The 21,845-nt window shown below is 59.3% G+C and carries 13 protein-coding genes and 2 pseudogenes; all 15 read left to right on the forward strand.

What is annotated here, in order from left to right; genetic code table 11:
- Nucleotides 1-72: 72 nt before the first annotated feature.
- Nucleotides 73-351, forward strand: a pseudogene (locus tag B5F54_RS06735) (VirB6/TrbL-like conjugal transfer protein, CD1112 family); the annotation flags it as partial.
- A gap of 22 nt (nucleotides 352-373) precedes the next feature.
- Nucleotides 374-790 carry a PrgI family protein gene (locus B5F54_RS06740; protein WP_072849845.1) on the forward strand — a complete coding sequence of 139 codons (417 nt, stop codon included), beginning with the start codon at nucleotides 374-376 and terminating at the stop codon, nucleotides 788-790.
- Entirely contained in the window at nucleotides 720-3,167 is a 2,448-nt protein-coding gene (locus B5F54_RS06745; protein ID WP_072849843.1) for a VirB4-like conjugal transfer ATPase, CD1110 family, read from the forward strand. Before B5F54_RS06740 ends, B5F54_RS06745 begins: the two co-directional genes overlap by 71 nt.
- Entirely contained in the window at nucleotides 3,164-3,544 is a 381-nt protein-coding gene (locus B5F54_RS06750; protein ID WP_054334883.1) for a DUF3851 family protein, read from the forward strand. Before B5F54_RS06745 ends, B5F54_RS06750 begins: the two co-directional genes overlap by 4 nt.
- Nucleotides 3,537-5,270 (forward strand): CD1108 family mobile element protein, encoded by a 1,734-nt coding sequence (locus B5F54_RS06755; RefSeq protein WP_087232311.1) that lies wholly within the window; start codon nucleotides 3,537-3,539, stop codon nucleotides 5,268-5,270. Before B5F54_RS06750 ends, B5F54_RS06755 begins: the two co-directional genes overlap by 8 nt.
- A 27-nt stretch (nucleotides 5,271-5,297) precedes the next feature.
- The gene (locus B5F54_RS06760) at nucleotides 5,298-5,552 is read left to right on the forward strand and encodes a DUF4315 family protein (RefSeq protein ID WP_072849839.1); all 255 of its coding nucleotides are present in this window, start codon (nucleotides 5,298-5,300) and stop codon (nucleotides 5,550-5,552) included.
- Nucleotides 5,542-6,309 carry a DUF4366 domain-containing protein gene (locus B5F54_RS06765; protein ID WP_072849837.1) on the forward strand — a complete coding sequence of 256 codons (768 nt, stop codon included), beginning with the start codon at nucleotides 5,542-5,544 and terminating at the stop codon, nucleotides 6,307-6,309. The genes B5F54_RS06760 and B5F54_RS06765 overlap by 11 nt, the downstream gene beginning before the upstream one ends.
- A 193-nt stretch (nucleotides 6,310-6,502) precedes the next feature.
- On the forward strand, nucleotides 6,503-7,189 hold the full coding sequence (locus tag B5F54_RS06775; RefSeq protein ID WP_087232315.1) for a conjugal transfer protein TraG: 687 nt from the start codon (nucleotides 6,503-6,505) through the stop codon (nucleotides 7,187-7,189).
- Nucleotides 7,170-9,269 (forward strand): type IA DNA topoisomerase, encoded by a 2,100-nt coding sequence (locus tag B5F54_RS06780; RefSeq protein WP_087232318.1) that lies wholly within the window; start codon nucleotides 7,170-7,172, stop codon nucleotides 9,267-9,269. Before B5F54_RS06775 ends, B5F54_RS06780 begins: the two co-directional genes overlap by 20 nt.
- Nucleotides 9,266-9,547 (forward strand): immunoglobulin, encoded by a 282-nt coding sequence (locus tag B5F54_RS06785; protein WP_072849832.1) that lies wholly within the window; start codon nucleotides 9,266-9,268, stop codon nucleotides 9,545-9,547. The genes B5F54_RS06780 and B5F54_RS06785 overlap by 4 nt, the downstream gene beginning before the upstream one ends.
- 2 nt (nucleotides 9,548-9,549) lie before the next feature.
- Complete coding sequence (locus B5F54_RS06790) at nucleotides 9,550-12,681, forward strand: LPD16 domain-containing protein (protein WP_087232321.1); 3,132 nt, start codon at nucleotides 9,550-9,552, stop codon at nucleotides 12,679-12,681.
- Nucleotide 12,682: 1 nt separating this feature from the next.
- Nucleotides 12,683-12,898 carry a transposon-transfer assisting family protein gene (locus B5F54_RS06795; protein ID WP_007045895.1) on the forward strand — a complete coding sequence of 72 codons (216 nt, stop codon included), beginning with the start codon at nucleotides 12,683-12,685 and terminating at the stop codon, nucleotides 12,896-12,898.
- 77 nt (nucleotides 12,899-12,975) lie between these two features.
- A pseudogene (locus B5F54_RS18390) lies at nucleotides 12,976-19,212 on the forward strand (SNF2-related protein); the annotation flags it as partial.
- Between the two features lie 195 nt (nucleotides 19,213-19,407).
- Nucleotides 19,408-21,468, forward strand: coding sequence for a recombinase family protein (locus B5F54_RS06815; protein WP_087232324.1), 2,061 nt, complete (start codon nucleotides 19,408-19,410; stop codon nucleotides 21,466-21,468).
- On the forward strand, nucleotides 21,465-21,839 hold the full coding sequence (locus B5F54_RS06820) for a TnpV protein (RefSeq protein ID WP_087232327.1): 375 nt from the start codon (nucleotides 21,465-21,467) through the stop codon (nucleotides 21,837-21,839). The genes B5F54_RS06815 and B5F54_RS06820 overlap by 4 nt, the downstream gene beginning before the upstream one ends.
- The last annotated feature ends 6 nt before the right edge of the window (nucleotides 21,840-21,845 follow it).

A 21,845-nucleotide genomic window follows, 5' to 3' on the forward strand; every position in this document is an offset into this window, starting at 1 on the left:
GTGTAAGTCCGGTTCGGAGGGGAGTTCTCGGAAACCTGCCATAGCGATATGGCAAGGCGCTGGGTTCTTACCCTACTTGTCACGTCGGTGGCCCCCATCCCGATGGCGACCATGATGGGCAAGGAATGGGGCGGCATGGGCCAGAACTACCTGCGCAGCCTGCTGGCGCTGGGCTTCCAGGCGTTTTTGATTATCGTCTGCGTGGCGATCTACGCCGTACTGGTGCAGAACATCGCCACCGAGGAGGACATCATCATGGCGATCTGGAGCTGCGTGGGCTATACCGTGCTGCTGTGCTTCACACTGTTCAAAACCGGCAGCCTCGCGAAAGCAGTTTTTCAGGCGCACTGAGCCAGGAAGGAGGAAACGCAAAATGGCTTATGTACCCGTACCCAAAGACTTGACGAAAGTCAAAACCAAGGTCGCGTTCAATTTAACCAAGAGGCAGCTTGTCTGCTTCGGCTGCGGGGCGCTCATCGGCGTGCCGCTTTTCTTTTTGCTCCGGGGGCCTGCTGGCAACAGCGTAGCGGCCATGTGCATGATGCTCGTCATGCTGCCTTTCTTCATGCTGGCGATGTATGAAAAACACGGCCAGCCCCTGGAAAAGATCATCGGCAACATCCTCAAGGTGGCCGTCATCCGGCCCAAGCAGCGCCCCTACCGCACCAACAACTTCTATGCCGTGTTGGAGCGGCAGGCAAATCTCGACAAGGAGGTGTATGACATTGTTCGCGGCAAAGACAAAGCGGCAGGCCGAACCGGCACAGCCGCAGACCAAACCCCGGCGTAAGCTGACCCGCGCCGAACGCAAACAGATCGAGGCAGCGATTGCCCGCGCCAACCGCACGGGCAAAAAGGAACAGTCCGCCCAGGACAGCATCCCCTATGAGCGGATGTGGCCGGACGGCATCTGCAAGGTGGCGGATGGCCGCTACACCAAGACCATCCAGTTCCAGGACATCAACTACCAGCTCAGCCAGAACGAGGACAAGACCGCCATCTTTGAAGGCTGGTGCGATTTCCTCAACTATTTTGACAGCTCCATCCGTTTCCAGCTGTCCTTTTTGAACCTGGCAGCGTCCCAGGAGACCTTCGCCAACAGCATCACCATCCCGGCTCAGGGAGATGACTTTGACCCCATCCGGGTGGAGTACACGCAGATGCTGCAAAACCAGCTGGCGCGGGGCAACAACGGCCTCATCAAGACCAAGTACCTGACCTTTTCCATCGAGGCCGACAGCATCCGCTCCGCCAAGCCCCGGCTGGAGCGCATCGAGACCGATGTGCTGAACAACTTCAAGCGGCTGGGTGTGGCCGCCGAGGTGCTGGACGGCAAAGCCCGGCTGGCCCAGCTTCACGCCATCTTCCACATGGATGAGCAGGTGCCCTTCCAGTTCGAGTGGGACTGGCTGGCCCCCAGCGGCCTTTCCACCAAAGACTTCATCGCCCCGTCCGGCTTCGAGTTCCGCACCGGCAAGCAGTTCCGCATGGGCAGAAAGTACGGGGCTGTCAGCTTCGTGCAGATTCTGGCCCCGGAGCTGAACGACCGGATGCTGGCGGATTTCCTGGACATGGAAAGCAGCCTGATCGTCAACCTGCACATCCAGTCGGTGGACCAGGTGAAGGCTATCAAGACGGTGAAGCGCAAGATCACCGACCTGGACCGCAGCAAGATCGAGGAACAGAAAAAGGCCGTCCGCGCCGGGTATGACATGGACATCATCCCGTCCGACCTTGCTACCTACGGGGCCGAGGCCAAGAAGCTGTTGCAGGACCTGCAAAGCCGCAACGAGCGGATGTTCCTGGTGGCGTTTTTGGTGCTGAACACCGCGGACAATCCCCGCCAGCTGGGCAACAACATCTTCCAGGCGAGCTCCATCGCGCAGAAGTACAACTGCCAGCTGACCCGGCTGGACTTCCAGCAGGAAGAAGGCTTGATGTCCTCTCTGCCGCTGGGGCTGAACCAGGTGGAGATCCAGCGCGGGCTGACTACCAGCTCTACCGCCATCTTCGTGCCATTCACCACCCAGGAGCTTTTTCAGAATGGCAAAGAGGCGCTGTACTACGGCATCAACGCCCTGTCCAATAACCTCATCATGGTGGACCGCAAGCTGCTGAAAAACCCCAACGGCCTGATTTTAGGCACGCCGGGCAGCGGCAAATCGTTCAGCGCCAAGCGTGAGATCGCTAACTGCTTCCTGCTCACCAGCGATGATGTCATCATCTGTGACCCGGAGGCCGAGTACGCGCCGCTGGTGGAGCGCCTGCACGGGCAGGTCATCAAAATCTCGCCCACCTCCACCAACTATATCAACCCGATGGACCTGAACCTGGACTATTCGGACGATGAAAGCCCGCTGTCGCTGAAATCCGACTTCATCTTGTCGCTGTGTGAACTGATTGTGGGCGGCAAGGACGGATTGCAGCCGGTGCAGAAAACCATCATTGACCGCTGTGTGCGGCTGGTGTATCAGGACTACCTCAACGATCCGCGCCCGGAGAATATGCCCATTCTGGAGGATTTGTACGACCTGCTGCGGGCGCAGGATGAGAAAGAGGCGCAGTACATCGCAACGGCGCTGGAAATCTACGTCACCGGCTCCCTCAACGTGTTCAACCACCGCAGCAACGTGGACATCAACAACCGCATTGTCTGCTACGACATCAAGGAGCTGGGCAAGCAGCTGAAAAAGATCGGGATGCTGGTGGTCCAGGACCAGGTGTGGAACCGCGTCACCATCAACCGGGCCGCCCGCAAGTCTACCCGCTACTACATCGACGAGATGCACCTGCTCTTGAAAGAGGAACAGACTGCCGCCTACACGGTGGAGATTTGGAAGCGGTTCCGAAAGTGGGGCGGCATTCCCACGGGCATCACCCAGAACGTGAAGGACCTGCTTTCTTCCCGCGAGGTGGAGAACATCTTTGAAAACTCCGACTTCGTGTATATGCTCAACCAGGCGGGCGGTGACCGGCAGATTTTGGCCCGGCAGCTGGGTATTTCCCCGCACCAGCTGTCCTATGTGACCCACTCCGGCGAGGGCGAGGGGCTGCTGTTCTACGGCTCCACCATCCTGCCCTTTGTGGACCACTTCCCCAAGAATACCGAACTGTATCGCATTATGACGACCAAACCCCAGGAAATGAAGGAGGCTGATGGACGATGAAACCCGAAATTCTGCATAACGACCACATGATGTTTCTGGACCGGGCGCTGGAAACCCAGCGCACCGCGCTGCTGACGGCGATGGCGGACGCCGTTTCCGAGTGCCGCACGGCGGCGGACCAGGCCGCTGAACTGACTGAAACCGGCGAAATTGGCCTGCTGCGGCTGGTGGAGATTCTGTGCGCCGCCAAGGTCCAGCGCGGGCAGGCCGGAGGTGCCGTGCTGGAGGGCACCGAGGTCCAGATTTTGGCCGACGTGGTGGCCCAGCTCTACGCCTGCCTGACCGAGTGCCGCTTTGTGGGTCCGCTGGGGCTGGCGGCCTATGCGGAGCTTTCCAGCATGGCGGCCTCCCTCATGCTGGGGGAATGGTTTGATTAAGGAACCGCGCCTGCGCTTTACGGAGGAAGAACGGGCGGACCCGGCGCTGGAGAAGCCCATCCGCAAGGCGGAAAAGGCCGCCGCCAAAGCGGATAAGGCGCAGGCAAAAATCCCGAAAAAGCAGGTCAAGCGGGCCGAGGTGGACCCCAAGACCGGCAAGGTCACGACCAAGCTGGTGCTGGAGGATAAGCCCCGGCCGCCCTCCAAACTGTCCCATACGGTGCGGGACGCGCCGGGCAACGCGGTGGCGGGTAAGCTCCATCAGGAGATCCGCAAGACCGAGGACGATAACGTGGGCGTGGAGAGCGCCCACAAGTCCGAGGAAGCCGTAGAGACCGGCGTGCATCTGGTCCGGGAGGGCTACCGCAGCCACAAACTGAAACCTTACCGCAAGGCCGCCCAGGCCGAGCGGAAGCTGGAAAAGGCCAACATCGAGGCGCTGTTCCAGAAATCTGTCTATGAAAACCCTGCGGCAGCCAGTAATCCACTGTCCCGCTGGCAGCAGAAACAGCAAATCAAGAAACAGTACGCCGCCGCCAAACGGGCCGCACAGTCCGGCGGGAGCGCCGCCGGTGCCGCCCAAAAGACCGGCAAGGCGGCCAAGACGGTCAAGGAGAAAGCCCAGCAGGCCGGGGCCTATGTGATGCAGCACAAAAAGGGATTCGGCATCCTGCTGGCGATTTTCCTGCTGGTCTGCCTGCTGCTCAACACCATGTCCTCCTGCTCCATGATGGCGCAGAGCATCGGTTCGGCGATTTCCGGCACCACCTACCCTTCGGATGACCCGGAGCTGGTGGCGGTGGAGGCCGACTACGCCGCCAAGGAGGCGGCGCTGCAAGCTGAGATCGACAACATCGAGAGCAGCCACCCCGGCTATGACGAGTACCGCTATGACCTGGATATGATCGGCCACGACCCCCACGAGCTGGCGGCCTACCTGTCCGCTGTGCTGCAAGGTTACACGCGGGCAAGCGCCCAGGCGGAGCTGGAACGTATCTTCGCGGCGCAGTACCAGCTGACGCTGACCGAGGAAGTGGAGATGCGCTACCGCACCGAAACCCGGACGGACAGCGAGGGCAACAGCTACACGGTCGAGGTCCCCTACAACTATTACATCTTAAATGTGACCCTCACCAGCAAACCTATATCTTCCGTGGCCTCTGAACTGCTGACGCCGGACCAACTGGAGATGTACCAGGTGTACCGGCAGACGCTGGGCAACAAGCCCCTGATCTTCGGCGGCGGGTCCGCCGACACCAGCGATTCCGAGAGTTTGGCCGGTGTGGAGTTTGTGAACGGCACCCGGCCCGGCAACCAGGCGGTGGTGGACATCGCCAAGAGCCAGGTTGGCAACGTGGGCGGCCAGCCCTATTGGAGCTGGTACGGCTTTACCTCCCGCGTGGAGTGGTGCGCCTGCTTCGTGTCCTGGTGCTACGGCCAGATGGGGCTGACGGAGCCGCGCTTTGCCGCCTGCCAGTCCCAGGGCATCCCCTGGTTCCAGTCACATGGACAATGGGGCGGGCGGGATTACGCCAACATCGCCCCCGGCGATGCCATCTTCTTCGATTGGGACCTGGACGGCCGGGCCGATCATGTGGGGATCGTTGTCGGCACCGACGGCAGCAAAGTCTACACTGTGGAGGGCAATTCCGGCGACGCCTGCAAGATCAAGAGCTACTCTTTGACCTACGAGTGCATCAAGGGCTACGGCCTGATGAACTGGTGAACATTTTTTATGAAGGAGTGATTGACTATGGCTAAGAACAAAATCCAGCGCATTGACCAGGAAATCGCTAAGACCCGCGAGAAGATTGCGGAACAGCAGGAAAAGCTGAAGGCCCTGGAAGCGCAGAAAACCGAGGCGGAGAACCTGGAGATCGTCCAGATGGTGCGCGCTGTGCGCATGACCCCGGCCCAGCTGAACGCCATGCTGTCGGGCGGCATGGTGCCCGGCCGGGCGGCGGTTCCCGCTGATTCCGAACAGGAGGATATGCCCCATGAAGAATAAGAAAATTTGTAGAACCCTTGCCGCCCTTTGCACCTGCCTGGTGCTGATGGGCGGCTTTTCTGTGACCGCCTTTGCCCAGGGCACCGACCCTGCGCCGGCGGCTACCCCTGCGGCGGACGCCACCAATGACAGCAATGTGGTGGTGGAGGAAACCGAGGACAGCCCGCCCCTGACCCCGGAGGGCAACGCCGCCCTGGTGGATGATTTCGGCGGCAACAAGCAGCTCATCACCGTCACCACCAAGGCGGGCAACTACTTCTATATCCTCATCGACCGCGCCAACGAGGACAAGGAAACCGCCGTCCACTTCTTAAACCAGGTGGACGAGGCCGACCTGATGGCGCTGATGGAGGACGGCGAGACTACACAGGAAACGCCCGCTGTCTGCAACTGCACGGAAAAATGCGCCGCCGGTGCGGTGAATACGGCCTGCCCGGTGTGCGCCGTGAATATGGCGGAGTGTATGGGCCAGGAGCCGGAACCCACCCCTGACCCGGAGACAGAAACCGAGCCGGAACAGGAACCGGCTGGGCTGAACCCGGCGATGCTGCTGGTGGTGCTGGCCGTGCTGGGCGGCATCGGTGCGCTGGTCTACTTCAAATTCATCAAGCAGAAGCCCAAGACCAAGGGCAGCGATAACCTGGATGATTATGACTACGGCGAGGACGAGGAACTCCCGGAGGATGAAACCTGGGAGACTGAGCCGGAGGACGCCGACGGGGGCGGCGATGAGGAAAGCGAGACCCCGGCCAAATGACCCGGTTCACCGACAGCCCCTTTGAACCCATAATGACGCGCAGGCCGGAGGGCGGGAAGGCAGCTTCCCGCCCTCCCTCTTTATCTCCCGGCCACCCCTGTTATGGCTGTGGAAACTACCGCCCCGGCCAGCCCTGCGTGGGTTTTTGCCACAAAGAGCTGACCGCGTGGCTGCGTGAAAGGAGAAAACCAAAATGAACCCCTTTATTCAGTTTCTCATTGTGTTCGACCTGATCTGCTTCGGCGTCTATTTTGGCGGCGACATCGTTTGCACGGCGCTCGCCAAGGTGCGCAAAAAACCGGGCCAGAAAGACCCCTATGAATTTGAAGTGGAGGACGAACCCGCAGAACCGTCTCTGTCCATTGACGCCATTCGCCACTTGTTCCGCGGTGAGGTCCACGATTTTGTCCGAAACAAACTTCTGCCCAGCGGGCAGGAGACGCTTTCCGCCCTGACCGAGCCGGAACAGACAGCGGCCCGGTTCCTGTTCTGCGCCCTGATCGGCTATCTCAAAGAGGAAGCCCCGATGGATGAGCAGAGCTTCCCAATGGTGATGGAGATGCTGAACTATGCCGAGGGCGCGAAAGAGGACGGCGACAAAGACGTGATCGACATTCTGATGGAGGAAACCGCCGCCCGGACCCGCCAGCGCGAGGAATATTTCAGCGATTACCGCCGCTACCAGCTCATGCAGGTGGATAAGGCGCGTGTGCTGCTGGCCTGCCGGGTCATCATCAACGACCTGCTGGGAAAGCTGTACCGCTATGATTACAACGTCGGTTATGACTGCCTTCTGGACGATGGCAATAGCGTTTCCAGAAAACTGAAAAAATCCAATGCAGAAATGGAGGTTGAGGAAGATGCGCCTTGTGATCGCTGAGAAGCCCTCGGTTGCAAAATCCCTGGCCGCCGTGCTGGGGGCCACTACCCGCAGGGACGGCTATCTGGAAGGCGGCGGCTGGCTGGTGAGCTGGTGCCTGGGGCACCTGGCCGGGCTGGCGGACGCCGCCACCTACAACCCCGACTATGCCAAGTGGCGCTATGACGACCTGCCCATTTTGCCGGAGTCCTGGCGTTTTACCATCGCCAAGGACAAAAGGGATCAGTTTGACGTGCTGCGCACCCTGCTGCGGCGGGAGGACGTGACCGAGGTAGTCAACGCCTGCGACGCCGGGCGCGAGGGCGAGCTGATCTTCCGCACGGTCTACTGCCTAGCGGGCTGTACCCAACCCATGAAACGGCTGTGGATTTCCAGCATGGAGGATTCCGCCATCCGGGATGGCTTTGCACACCTGCGCCCCGGCGCGGACTATGACGGGCTGCACCAGGCGGCCCTCTGCCGGGCCAAGGCCGACTGGCTGGTGGGTATCAACGCCACCCGGCTGTTTTCGGTGCTGTACCACCGCACCCTCAATATCGGGCGGGTCATGTCCCCGACGCTGGCCCTCATCGTCCAGCGGGAGGCAGAGATCGACGCCTTCAAGCCGGTGCCGTTCTATTCTGTGGCTCTGGACCTGCCCAGTTTTACCGCTGCCAGCGCCCGCATGGACAAGAAAGCCGATGCCGAACAGCTGAAAAACGCCTGCCAGGGCGGCACGGTGACGGTCAAACAGGTGGAACGCAAGGACAAATCCGAGAAGCCGCCCGCGCTCTATGACCTCACCACCCTCCAGCGGGACGCAAACCGCCTGCTGGGGTTCACGGCGCAGCAGACACTGGACTATCTGCAAAACCTCTATGAAAAGAAGCTCTGCACCTATCCCCGAACGGACAGCCAATATCTGACCTCGGATATGGCTGAAAGCCTGCCGGTGCTGGTGAATCTGGTCGCCAAGACCATGCAGTTCCGCAAGGGCATCGCCATTTCCTGCGATGCGGCGGCGGTCATCAACGACAAGAAAGTGACCGACCACCATGCGGTGATCCCCACCCGCAACATCCGTGAGGCGGACCTGTCCGCTTTGCCGGTGGGTGAACGGGCGATTCTGGAGTTGGTGGCGCTGCGGCTGCTGTGCGCGGTGGCACCTCCCTATATCTACGATGAAACTTCTGTCTCGGTGGAGTGCGCCGGTGCGGAGTTTACCGCCAAAGGCCGCACGGTGAAGCAGCCCGGCTGGCGGGCGCTGGACGCCGCCTACCGGGCCAGCATGAAAAATGCGGAGCCGGACAAAGAGACCGAGGACAAAGCCCTGCCGGAGCTGGCCGAGGGCCAGGAGCTGCCTGTCGCCGGTGCCACCGTCAAGGAGGGTAAGACCAGCCCGCCCAAGCACTTCACCGAGGACACTCTGCTCTCCGCGATGGAGACTGCCGGAAAAGACGATATGCCGGAGGACGCCGAGCGCAAGGGGCTGGGCACCCCCGCCACCCGCGCCGGGATTTTAGAAAAATTGGTGTCCACCGGCTTTTTGGAACGCAAAAAGAGCAAGAAAACCGTGCAGCTTTTGCCATCCCACGACGCCATTTCCCTGATTACCGTCCTGCCGGAGCAGCTGCAATCCCCGCTGCTGACCGCCGAGTGGGAGTACCGGCTGGGTGAGATCGAGCGCGGTGAGCTGGCCCCGGAGGACTTCATGGCCGAGATTACCGCCATGCTGCAGGAGCTGGTGGGGACCTATCAGGTCATCAAGGGCAGCGAGTACCTGTTTGCTCCGCCCCGCGAGGTGGTGGGCAAATGCCCCCGCTGCGGCGGTGAAATTGCAGAAATGCAAAAAGGCTTCTTCTGCCAGGACAAATCTTGCAAATTTGCGATCTGGAAGAACAGCAACTGGTGGGCAGCGAAGCGCAAACAACCCACCAAGGACATTGTGGCGGCGCTGCTGAAAGATGGCCGCGCCCATGTGGCGGGGCTGTACTCCGAGAAAAGCGGCAAGACCTACGACGCCACCGTGGTGCTGGAAGATACCGGCCAGTACGTCAACTTCAAGCTGGAATTTGACCGGCAGAAAGGCGGCGGCAAATGAAATTGAGTTTGTATGAACAGGAAACGATTATCCTCTACAACCAGGCCGAGGCCACCGCCGAGGTCTATTCCCACGATCCGCGCCTGCTGGAAAAGCTGCGGCGGCTGGCGGAGAAGTACCCGGACCAGATCGTGAAAAAGGACCGTCAGACCTTTACGGTGCCCAAACGCTGCGTGTCGGTGCGGGAGCCGTACAGCGCCGAGCGCCGCAAGGCCGCCAGCGAACGGGCCAAGGCCGCCGGGTACAAACCACCCATCCCGAAAGCGGGCGGCAAGTGAGCATGGGCGAGAGCGTCTTTGAAGTCGTAAAACAGTCCGTCACCGTCCGGGAGGCGGCGGAGCTTTACGGCATCGCGGTGGGGCGCGGCGGCATGGCCTGCTGCCCCTTCCACGATGACCGCCACCCCAGCATGAAGGTGGACACCCGTTTCCACTGTTTTGGCTGCGGCGCAGACGGCGACGTGATCGACTTCACCGCCCGGCTCTATGGCCTGTCCCCCAAGGAGGCCGCCGAAAAACTGGCCCAAGATTTTGGCCTTGCCTATGACAGCAAGGCCCCGCCCCGGCGAAACTATGTCCGGCAAAAATCCGAGGCGCAGGCGCGGAAAGAAAAACGGGAACACGGCTGGCGTGTCCTGACGGACTACTACCACTTGCTCCGAAAATGGGAGGCCGACTATTCCCCCAAGACGCCGGACGAGGACCCGCACCCGCGCTTTTTGGAGGCCATCCAGAAAAAAGATTACATGGGCTATCTGCTGGACACCTTCCTCGACAGCAGCACCGAGGAACAGGACCAGTGGATCGCAGAACACACCGCTGAAATTTCGGCCATAGGGAGGAGAGTGAACATCATGGCTGACAAACCTACCAACCGGGAACGGTTGCAGCAAATCACGGCGGGCATTGAACAGGGTATCAAGGAGCTGTTCGAGAGCGAAAAGTATATGCGCTACCTGTCCGTGATGTCCCGTTTCCACCGCTACTCCGTCAACAACACCATGCTCATTTATATGCAGAAGCCGGACGCCACGCTGGTGGCCGGGTACAACAAGTGGAAAAATCAGTTTGAGCGCCATGTAAAAAAGGGTGAGCATGGTATTACCATCATCGCGCCCACGCCGTTCAAGAAAAAGATTGAGGAACAGAAGCTGGACCCGGACACCAAGGCCCCCATCCTGGACGCAGAGGGCAAGGCGGTCATGGAGGAACGGGAAGTTGAGATTCCCATGTTCCGTCCGGTGAAGGTGTTCGATGTAAGCCAGACAGACGGGAAACCGCTGCCGGAGCTGGCGTCCACCCTTTCCGGGAGTGTCCAGAACTACGAGGCTTTCATGGAGGCGCTGCGCCGGTCCGCGCCGGTGCCGCTTTCTGTGGAGCCGATGGCCGCCAACATGGACGGGTATTTCTCGCCGGACCAGCAGCGCATCGCCATCCGAGCAGGCATGAGCGAGGTACAGACCGTTTCCGCCGCCGTCCATGAGATCGCCCACAGCAAGCTGCACAACTACGCCAAGGCACAGGAGGAAGCGGCCAGGGCCGGTGACAAGGAGCCGCCCAAGAAGAAAGACCGCAATACCGAGGAGGTGGAAGCCGAGAGCATTTCCTACGCGGTTTGCCAGTATTACGGTATCCAGACCGGCGAGAACAGCTTCGGCTACATCGCCAACTGGAGCCAGGGTAAGGAGCTGCCGGAGCTGCGGGCCAGTTTGGAAACTATCAATAAGACCGCCGGTGAGCTGATTAACGACATCGACCGGCACTATAAGGTTATCTGCAAGGAGCGCGGTATTGACCTGACTGCTGCCCCGGAACCGCAGCTGGACCCTATCGAGCAGCTGGCAGCCGACATCGACCAGTTTTCTTTTGACTACGATACCTATGAATATCGGGATCAGGTGGATAATCGTGAGGATGCGCTGCGGGAACTGACCGCTACGCTCCGCAGCGGGGATGCCAGCGGTGTTCGGGACTGGCTCCAGGAATTTGCCGATGAAAATGAACCTGGAGAAGCGGTCACAAAAGCTGCCGAGCTGTTGGATCGTCTGGACCAGCTGGTGCCGGAACCTGACCCCAACCTTGTGAAAATGGCGGATGAAGCGAGGGCGATGGGCGTAGATACTGCGTGGAACTCTGATAAGGAATTCCCGGTATCCTTCGATACTGAAAGGACCCAGCCCAGCGCCGAAGCCCAGGAGGCCCTGTTGCTGGTTGATGATGCCACTTATCTTCATGTTCAGTCCTGCGACACCGGCTGGGACTACACGCTCTACGATGCAGCGACCATGAAGCAGCTGGACGGCGGCCAGCTGGATGCGCCGGAGCTGTCGCTGTCCACCGCTGCGCTGAAAATCTGTGAGATGCGCGGCATGGGCGGCCAGTCCATTCGCTATGCACCGCTGTCCATGATCGAGACCTTGCAGGAGGCGGCAATCCAACAGATGCAGGCAGCGGCTCAAGCCGCTGTGCCGGAAGTCACCCAGCTGCCGGATGCCCCGGAGCAGGCGCTGGACGAATACCCCATGCCGGACCCGGCGCTGACCCAAGACGATTTGGAAAAGTGCGGCTACCTGGACAGCGACCTTCTGCCCCTTTCCAAAGAGCGGGCCTACGAGCTGATGGCGCAGGACCTGACTGTGTACATGGTCCAGCAGGGAGAGAATCCGGCGATGGCCTTTGATACCGCCGACCTGGACGCCCACGATGGCATTTTTGCCGTCACCCGTGAGGAATGGGAGGATAGTCCCTCCTTTGATGCTCAGGTCATGGACCGCATGGACCACCAGCAGGAACGGGAGCAGGCGTTTCTCAACCACAAGGGCGATTGCTATGCCATCTATCAGGTAAAGCACACCGATGAACTGAGGGACATTCGCTATGAAGGGCTGGAATGGGTCAAGTCCATCGGGCGGACTGTGCAGCGCGATAACTACGATCTGGTCTATACTGCGCCGCTCACACCCGGCGACCTGAAAGGCAGCGTGCTGGATAATCTTGAATACCGCTTCAACAACGAACACCCTGCCGACTACCGCCACCCGTCTATGAGCGTCAGTGACATCGTTGCCATCAAGCAGGACGGCAAGGTATCCTGTCATTACTGCGACAGTTTTGGCTTTCAGCAAATCCCCGGCTTCCTGCCGGACAATCCGCTGAAAAGTGCGGAGATGACGGTGGAGGACGACTACGGCATGATCGACGGCGTTATCAACAACGGCACCAAGGAGCCGACGGTGGCCCAGCTGGAACAGCAGGCCCGCAGCGGCCAGCCCATCTCTCTCATGGATTTGGCGGCCGCCGCCCACCGGGAAGATCGGGACAAGAAGAAGTCCGTCATGGATCAGCTGAAAAGTCAGCCTAAATCCGAACACAAAAAGACAGCGCCCAAAAAGAGCGCGGAAAGGGAGATCTGATATGAACGCTATGACCTTTGAGGAAACCAATTTGCTGTGTATCTACAACCCCGGCAGTCGCCTGGGAGCCATCGAGGCGTTGTCCGAGATGCGTGGCCATCTGGAGCCGGACGAGACCGAACTGCTGGCCCTGACCGACAGCACCCTCGCCAAGCTGCGTGCCATGACTGACGTCGAGTTTGACGAGCTGGAACTGTACCCGGATTTTGACGAGTAACACCCTGTTTTGACCAGCCGGGGCGGCCACCGTGCCGCCCCTTTTCGATTCCTGAATGGAAGGGAGGACAGATAACCATGCCAACCAAAGCAGAAATGTACGCGCAGATGGCGGAGAAGGTCGCGGTCCAGCTCACCGGCAGTTGGCAGGAGTGGGCGGGCTTTCTCACCACTGCTGCCCGGCTCTACAAGTATCCATTCCATGAGCAGCTGATGATCTACGCTCAGCGCCCGGACGCTACCGCCTGCGCCGAGTACGACCTGTGGAATGACCGCATGGGCCGGTATGTGCGGCGCGGTTCCAAGGGCATCGCCCTGGTGGACGATTCCGGGGACCGGCCCCGCCTGCGCTATGTGTTCGATATTTCCGACACCGGCACGCGGGAACATTCCCGCACCCCCTGGCTGTGGCAGCTGGAGGAACGGCACATTGGGCCTTTGTCGGCTATGCTGGAACGCAACTACGATGTGAGCAGCAACGACCTGGCCCAGCAACTGGCTGATGTGGCCGCCAAGCTGGCGGAGGAATACTGGGACGAACACAGGCAGGACATTCTCTATATCGTTGACGGTTCCTTTTTGGAGGAGTACGATGAGTACAACATCGAGGTGCAATTCAAATCCGCCGCCACCGTCAGCATCACCTATGCCCTCATGTCCCGCTGCGGGCTGGAACCGGAGCAGTATTTCGGCCATGAAGATTTCATGCCGATCTTCGACTTCAACACCCCTGCGGCCATCGGGGCGCTGGGCACGGCGGTCAGCCAGGTAAACCAGCAGGTGCTGCGGCAGATCGGCGTCACCATCCAGAACTATGAACGTGAACAACTCGCAGAAAGGAGCGTCACACATGGAGAACAACCTGACTTACACGAGGAACGGAGATTACCTGATTCCCGACCTGAACCTGACCGAGCAGCCGCAGAGGCCCCTGGGCAAGTACGGCAGGATGCGCAAAGCGTACCTGAAGGAGCATCGGCCCATCCTGTACAACCAGCTGCTGATGAGCGAGAAGCTGTACCCGCACCTTCAGGAGATCGACGAGACCGCGAACAGCCGTCTGGAGCAGATGATGCCCCGGTTGGCCGAGGCGGCGGGCGCGACGGAGGAACTGAAAGCCCGCGACCCGATGCAGTGGGTGGGCCTGATGAACACCTGCAAGGCCCAGGCCGAGGAGATTCTGATGGCGGAACTTATCAACAGCTGAGCTTAAACCTGTTCCTCTCCGAAGCGGAACAAATCCAGAAAATTGATGAAGCAGAGAGTGTGAAAACGCCCTCTGCTTCTTTTTTTGCCCAGGAGCAGCCGCAGCCAGAAGCTGGCGACTATGAGGCGGAGGCGGTAAAGCCTACCCTCCGAGAGCTGCATGAGAAATATAAGCCCATCATTTTGGAGGCCGTTACCCAGGACGCCCGATACCGCAACGCCTGTGGTCACAGCGATTATGAAAGTGCCGTGATTGAAGGCAGATCGGCCATCCGCCGCGCTGTTTTGTCGTCCGGCAACAGGGAGCTGCTCCAGCTCTATTCCTATACGCCGGAGTTCCGCCAACGCTTGCACAGAGAAATCATTGACGAGACCTATCCGCGTCTCCACGAGCTGCTGCGCCCGCTTTCGCAGGATGACATCGACGATGCCATCCGCGCTTGGAATGGGGACGTTGCCAGCAAACGTGCGGTGGTCCACTATATGGCAGATCATGCACGAGAGAAAGATACCGCTGCCTGGCTGGCCCGCGAATATAGCGGCGGGGACAGCACAAAGCTGTTGCTCGCCCGCGCCGGAAGCTCCGTAGAAATGGAATTGCCGTGGCCCAAGGTGCAGCGACGGATTGCCCAGCTCATAGCGGACGGCACTTTTCTGACAGAACAGGAGCGCCAGCCGGAAAGGCAAGAGCAGGATGCCCGCCGGTATCAGGTGGTGGTCTATCACCATTCTGAGAACGGCTTTGATGAGCGCATGGAATATCCCACACGGGAAGAAGCCGAAAAAGTCGCTCAGGGCTATGTGGACGGCACGATGGAGCCGGACGGCTTTGCCTACGATGGCGCGGCGGTCTACGATTTAGAACAGCGGACCTACCTGCGCATTTTTGGCAACTACCCGGATGAGGCCGCGCAGGCGCAGGTTACGCCGCCCGATCTGTCCGGCCAGCCCGTCACCCGCGAGGGAGACACCATCACCATCGGGAACGGGGAGCCGACCCATGAGATCGACATTACCGTTTCCGATGAAGAATACGAGGCCATTCAGCAGGCTATCCCGGAGGAAAAGGTCTATGACCCAACCGCGCCGGTCTACCATGAGGGAGATACGGTCTATCTGGAAAATCAGGAATACCAGATCACAGAACTGCGGGCGGATACCGTACAGCTTCTTCCTTCCGGCATGGCTTACCCAATCTTCCGGGCCGAAAGTCGGGAACGGTTTGAGACGCTGCTGCGCGAGGATGCCCGCAACGAGGCCATCACCGAGTTTCTGCCCATCAACCCTGATACCGCAGACCAGGACTTGCGGGACGTGCTGGCCCACGGCCTGATCGGTGCGCCGGATAAGGCGGAGATTTCCGAGCTGCTGCGCAGCGGCGAGTCCAACGCTGAAATTGCCCAGTGGTTGAGTCGGGCTTATCCCGACATCATCGAGACGATGGAGCTGGAGACCGGCGACACCGCCGACTACCGCACCATACCCGAAGGCATCGAGCTGGAAGTGCTGGACGCGGACGAAAAACGACTGGCCATGTTGTTCTTCCGCTGGGATGAGGTCGCGCCGCTGCTGCGCGGGCTATATGCCCGCCAGCTGGACGGCTTTGTGCAGGAGCAGGAAGCCCCTGCCGACGTGGAAGAACCTGCCGAAACCGCCAAGCCCATTGAAGAAGCCGCCGAGGCACCGGAGTTCCATTCCGAACCGGTGACCGTCTATCCTGGCGAACAGAACCATTTGCCCTATGACGTAGTGGTGGAACGGCTGCACGTTGACCAGCCGGAACCCACGCCGCCCGAACCGACGCCGGAGGAAAAGCCGGAACACTCGGTTTCTATCCCGGTCAACGGCGAGTGGCAGACCTTCCCCAACCAGAGGGCAGCCGAGCAGGCGGCCTATCAGGAGTATCGGGACAACCTGCGCCGTAATGCCGAGAACTTCCGCATCACCGATGACCACTTAGGCGAGGGCGGCCCCAAGGCCAAGTACCAGGCTAATGTGGCGGCAATCAAGCTGCTGAAATACCTGGAGGAAACCACCGGGCAGGCTACGCCGGAACAACAGGAAGTGCTGTCCCGCTATGTGGGCTGGGGCGGCGTGGCGGACGCCTTTGACCCGGACAAACCCGCGTGGGCCGCTGAGTATGCGGAGCTGAAGGAACTGCTGACCCCGGAGGAATATGAAGCGGCCAGGGCCTCCACCCTCAACGCCCACTACACCAGCCCCACTGTGATCCGCGCCATCTACGACGCGGTAGAACAGATGGGCTTCCGCACCGGCAACATTCTGGAACCGTCCTGCGGTGTGGGCAATTTCTTCGGGATGCTGCCGGAGAGCATGGCCGGCAGCCGTCTGTACGGCGTGGAACTGGATTCCATCAGTGGCCGGATTGCAAAGCAGCTCTACCCCAAGGCCGACATCACCGTGGCAGGATTTGAGACCACCGACCGGCGGGATTTCTATGACTTTGCCATCGGTAACGTCCCTTTCGGACAGTATCAGGTGAACGACAAAGCCTACAACAAACTGGGTTTCAACATTCACAACTACTTTTTCGCAAAATCGTTGGACCAGGTGCGGCCGGGCGGCGTGGTGGCTTTCGTCACCAGCCGCTATACGATGGACGCCAAGGATTCCACCGTGCGCCGGTATCTGGCCCAGCGGGCCGAGCTGCTGGGGGCCATCCGCCTGCCAAACAATGCGTTCAAGGCAAATGCCGGAACTGAGGTCGTTTCGGATATTCTCTTCCTGCAAAAGCGGGACCGTCCGCTGGACATTACCCCGGACTGGACGCAGACCGGCCGGACCGAGGAAGGCTTCACGGTCAACCAGTATTTTCTCGACCACCCGGAGATGGTGCTGGGGCAGCCCACCGCCGAAAGCACCCAATACGGCAAGCAGGATTACACCGTGGTCCCCATCGAGGGGCTGGAGCTGGCCGACCAGCTGCACGACGCCGTACAGCACATCCACGGCACCTACCAGGAGGCCGCGCTGCCGGAGCTGGGCGAGGGCGAGGACATCGACGATTCCCTACCGGCTGACCCCAATGTGAAGAATTACTCCTACACGGTGGTGGACGGCGCGGTGTACTTCCGGGAAAACAGCCGCATGGTGCGCCCTGACCTGAACGCCACCGCCGAGGCCCGCGTCAAAGGGCTGGTGGGGCTGCGGGATTGTGTGCAACGGCTCATCGACCTGGAGATGGACGCCGCCGCGCCAGATGCCGACATCCGGGCGCAGATGGCCGAGTTGAACCGCCGCTATGACGATTTCTCTGCCAAGTACGGTCTTATCAATGACCGGGCGAATCGGCTGGCCTTTGCCGATGACAGCAGCTATTACCTGCTCTGCGCGCTGGAAGTACTGGACGAGGATGGCCGGTTGGAGCGCAAGGCAGATATGTTCACCAAGCGCACGATTAAGCCCCATGAGGCCGTCACCACCGTGGACACGGCCAGCGAGGCCCTGGCGGTCTCCATTTCTGAAAAAGCCAGCGTGGACATGGCCTACATGGAACAGCTCACCGGCAAAACCGGCGAGGAACTGGCCGCCGAACTGCGGGGCGTGATTTTCCGCCTGCCCGGCCCGGTGTCGGAGGGCGAGCGGCCCCAATACGTCACGGCGGACGAGTACCTGTCCGGCAACGTGCGCCGGAAGCTGCGCCAGGCCCAGCGGGCGGCGGAACAGGACCCGGCCTTTGCCATCAATGTGGAGGCCCTGACCGCCGCCCAGCCCAAGGACCTGGACGCTTCTGAGATCGAGGTGCGGCTGGGGGCAACCTGGATCGACAAAGAGTACATCCAGCAGTTCATGTACGAGACATTTGACACGCCCTTTTACCTTCAGCGCAGCATCGAAGTCCACTACTCTGCGTTCACCGCTGAGTGGCAGATCTCCGGCAAAAACGCTGTGGGACAGAGGGATGTGGCGGCCTATACCACCTACGGGACCAGCCGCGCCAACGCCTATAAAATCCTCGAAGATTCCCTCAACCTGCGGGATGTGCGTATCTACGATACTGTTGAAGATGCGGACGGCAAGGAGCGCCGGGTGCTGAACGCCAAGGAGACCACCCTGGCCGCCCAGAAGCAGCAGGCCATCCGGGAGGCGTTCAAGGACTGGATTTGGCGCGACCCGGAGCGGCGACAGGCGCTGGTGCGCCAGTATAACGAGGAAATGAACGCCACCCGCCCCCGCGAATATGACGGCAGCCACATCGTTTTCGGCGGCATGAACCCGGCCATCACCCTGCGGGAACACCAGAAAAACGCCATCGCCCATGTGCTGTACGGCGGCAACACGCTGCTGGCCCATGAGGTGGGCGCAGGCAAGACCTTTGAAATGGTGGGGGCCGCGATGGAGGCCAAGCGCCTGGGGCTGTGCCAGAAATCCCTTTTTGTGGTGCCCAACCACCTGACTGAGCAGTGGGCTTCGGAGTTCCTGCGTCTGTACCCGTCCGCGAACATCCTGGTCACAACCAAAAAGGACTTTGAAAAGCACAACCGCAAGAAGTTTTGTGCCCGCATCGCCACCGGCGACTATGATGCCATCATTATGGGCCACTCTCAGTTTGAAAAAATCCCCATCAGCAAGGAACGCCAGGAGCGGCTGCTGCATGAGCAGATTTGGGAAATCACCGAGGGCATCGCCGAGGTGGAGGCCAGCGGCGGCGAGCGGTTCACGGTCAAGCAGCTGGAGCGCACGAAAAAGTCTCTGGAGGCACGGCTGGAAAAGCTGCAAGCCGAGGGGCGCAAGGACGATGTGGTGACGTTTGAGCAGTTGGGCGTGGACCGGCTGTTTGTGGACGAGGCGCATAACTACAAGAACCTCTTTCTCTACACAAAAATGCGCAACGTGGCTGGCCTCTCCACGACGGACGCGCAGAAATCTTCGGATATGTTCGCCAAGTGCCGCTATATGGACGAGATCACCGGCAGCCGCGGCGTTATCTTTGCTACTGGCACACCGGTCAGCAACTCCATGACCGAGCATTACACCATGCAGCGGTATCTCCAGTATGACCGGCTGCAAGAGCTGAGCATGGCACACTTTGACTGCTGGGCCAGCCGCTTCGGGGAGACAGTGACGGCGCTGGAGCTGGCCCCGGAGGAGTACAATGCAACAGGACGATGAAATCACCGTTCCTAAATGCACAAGCAGCGGTCAAAAACCTTTCGGTGAAAATTTCGAAAACTTACGATTTTCTGTGAGAAATGGTTCTGGTTTGACCCCTGATTTTCTCCTATTAATAGAGAGTAGTCCATGCCTCAAGAAGATTACATAAAGAAAGGAGGGGGGTAAACCATGCAGAGAACAGCAGGAAAAGCAAAAATGACAGCACTCTATGAGAGACTGTCGCGAGATGATGACCTTGTAGGTGAGTCGAACTCGATTACCAATCAAAAGAAGTACCTTGAAGACTATGCCCTCAGAAATGGTTTGGGAAACATCATCCACTTCACGGACGATGGATATTCCGGTGTGAATTTCAATCGGCCCGGCTTTCAGTCTCTGATCGCCGAGGTGGAGGCCGGGAAGATCGGCACCATCATTGTTAAGGACCTGAGCCGGTTCGGTCGAAACTATTTGCAAGTCGGATTCTACACCGAAGTGATGTTCCCGCAGAAGAACGTGCGGTTCATCGCCATCAACAACGGCATCGACAGTCAAAATGCTTCCAGCAATGATTTTGCCCCGTTCCTTAATATCATGAACGAGTGGTATGCCAAGGACACCAGCAATAAAATCCGAGCCATCTTTGACGCCCGAATGAAAGATGGGAAACGCTGTTCCGGCAGCATCCCCTATGGCTACAACCGAGTCAAAGACGATAAGCAGTCGCTTGTCGTTGACCCGGAGGCCGCAGAGGTAGTCCGGCACATCTTCCAGCTTGCGAACGAGGGCAAAAGCCCCCGCGCGATTGCTGAAATCCTCTCGGAAGAAAAGGTGCTGATTCCCTCCGCCTATGAGAAGGAAAATCACCCGGAGCAGTACAATGGCCAGCAGTTTGAAGACCCATATATCTGGTCGGTATCGACTGTCAGGACGATTCTCAGCCGACAGGAGTATCTTGGGCATACGGTTCTTCACAAGTCCACTGTCAAGGATTTCAAAAACCATAAGCGGCAAGAAACAGGGGCGGATGAGCACTATGTATTCCCCAACACCCATGAGCCAATCATTTCGCAGGAGCTTTGGGACAGCGTACAGAAACAGCGAAAGCGGGTGCAGAGAGCTTCTGCATGGGGTTCACACAGCCACCGGCTGAGCGGTTATCTCTACTGTGCTGACTGCGGCAGAAGAATGACCTTGCAGACCCACTACAGCAAAACAGATGGTTCTGTGCAATACAGCTTCCGCTGCGGCGGCTATTCCAGAATGACAGATTCCTGTACAGCACACGGCATCTCCGCGGGACAGGTGGAAGCCCTAATTGCGGCCACAATCAAGAGAATAACCCGCCGTGTTCTGAACGATGAACAGGCATTTGCCGAGGAGATTCAATCCCGCTGGAATGCCCAGCAGGAGGCAAAGCCGCAGCAGAAAAAGTCCGACATAAAGCAGCTGCAAAAGCGATACGGGGAACTGTCTGACCTTGTTCGCAGCCTGTATGAGAACTATGTGTCCGGTATCCTCCCTGAACGCCAGTATCGGCAGCTCATGAAGCAGTATGACGATGAACAGGCGGCGATTGAGGTCAAAATCTCAGAATTGGAGGAGCGCATTTCTGAGGAAAGCAAAGAGCAGCTCCAGATTGATCAGTTCATAGGACTGGTTCGCAAGTATCAGGAGAGTGACGAGGTGAGTGACGCCATGTTCCGGGAGATGATTGATAAAATCATCGTGCATGAGGCGGAGGGCGTTGGCAATGCCAGAACACAGCAGGTTGATATTTATTTCAACTATGCCGGACAAATCGACATCGCCTACACCGAGGAAGAACTTGCACAGATGAAGGAACAGGAAGAACGTGCCGAGGCGGAACGGATCGCAAAAGAGAAGGCACGCTCCAAAGCCTACCGGGAAAAGCGGAAGGCTCAGAAGATCGCTGAAAACGGCGGCGAAATCGTAAAGAAAAAAGTCTGCCCCCACTGCGGCAAAGAGTACGTCCCCGAAAGCAACCGGCAAATTTTCTGCTCCAAAGACTGCCGGAAAGCTGCACAGCAAGCCGAGAAGCAGAAACGGCGGGAAGCCGAGCGTGGGGACCATTACTACCGTCAGCGCACCTGCGCGGTCTGCGGCGAGCTCTATTGGCCCACCCACAGCCAACAGAAGTTCTGTTCCGAGGACTGCCAGAGAATAAACCACAACAAAGTTACCCTGGAATTTTATCACAGGCGAAAAGAACAGGAGGTATCAGCATGAAGCTCAAACCGAACATCTATGAAAACGGCATCGACTACACGCTGTCCGGCGACTGCTATCTGCCGGAGCTGAAGCTGCCGGAAGAAACCCGCCCCATCGGCCGCTGGGGCCGATTACATAGGGAATATCTGAAAAACTCCCGCCCTCTCCTTTATAATGAACTGCTTCTATCCGGCAGGCTGCAAACCATCCTGGCCGACCTGGACGAGCAGGCCGCCGAACGCTGCCGCCTTATCGTTCGGCAGATGGCCCAGGCCGAGGGCATCACCGAGGAGATAAAAGCCCGCGACCCGGTGCGCTGGGTACAGGCCATGAACTCCATTCGCAGTCGGGCCGAAGAAATCGTCAAGGCCGAGCTGATTTGCTGTTAAAGGAGG

The sequence above is a fragment of the Anaeromassilibacillus sp. An250 genome, from assembly GCF_002159845.1.
In the GTDB taxonomy this organism is placed as follows: Bacteria; Bacillota; Clostridia; order Oscillospirales; family Acutalibacteraceae; genus Anaeromassilibacillus; species Anaeromassilibacillus stercoravium.

Excerpts from the sequence above, each read along its gene's own strand:
- B5F54_RS06740 (WP_072849845.1), top strand. The coding sequence starts at position 374 with ATGGCTTATGTACCCGTACCCAAAGACTTGACGAAAGTCAAAACCAAG.
- B5F54_RS06745 (WP_072849843.1), top strand. The coding sequence starts at position 720 with ATGACATTGTTCGCGGCAAAGACAAAGCGGCAGGCCGAACCGGCACAG.
- B5F54_RS06750 (WP_054334883.1), top strand. The coding sequence starts at position 3,164 with ATGAAACCCGAAATTCTGCATAACGACCACATGATGTTTCTGGACCGG.
- B5F54_RS06760 (WP_072849839.1), top strand. The coding sequence starts at position 5,298 with ATGGCTAAGAACAAAATCCAGCGCATTGACCAGGAAATCGCTAAGACC.
- B5F54_RS06765 (WP_072849837.1), top strand. The coding sequence starts at position 5,542 with ATGAAGAATAAGAAAATTTGTAGAACCCTTGCCGCCCTTTGCACCTGC.
- B5F54_RS06775 (WP_087232315.1), top strand. The coding sequence starts at position 6,503 with ATGAACCCCTTTATTCAGTTTCTCATTGTGTTCGACCTGATCTGCTTC.
- B5F54_RS06780 (WP_087232318.1), top strand. The coding sequence starts at position 7,170 with ATGCGCCTTGTGATCGCTGAGAAGCCCTCGGTTGCAAAATCCCTGGCC.
- B5F54_RS06785 (WP_072849832.1), top strand. The coding sequence starts at position 9,266 with ATGAAATTGAGTTTGTATGAACAGGAAACGATTATCCTCTACAACCAG.
- B5F54_RS06790 (WP_087232321.1), top strand. The coding sequence starts at position 9,550 with ATGGGCGAGAGCGTCTTTGAAGTCGTAAAACAGTCCGTCACCGTCCGG.
- B5F54_RS06795 (WP_007045895.1), top strand. The coding sequence starts at position 12,683 with ATGAACGCTATGACCTTTGAGGAAACCAATTTGCTGTGTATCTACAAC.
- B5F54_RS06815 (WP_087232324.1), top strand. The coding sequence starts at position 19,408 with ATGCAGAGAACAGCAGGAAAAGCAAAAATGACAGCACTCTATGAGAGA.
- B5F54_RS06820 (WP_087232327.1), top strand. The coding sequence starts at position 21,465 with ATGAAGCTCAAACCGAACATCTATGAAAACGGCATCGACTACACGCTG.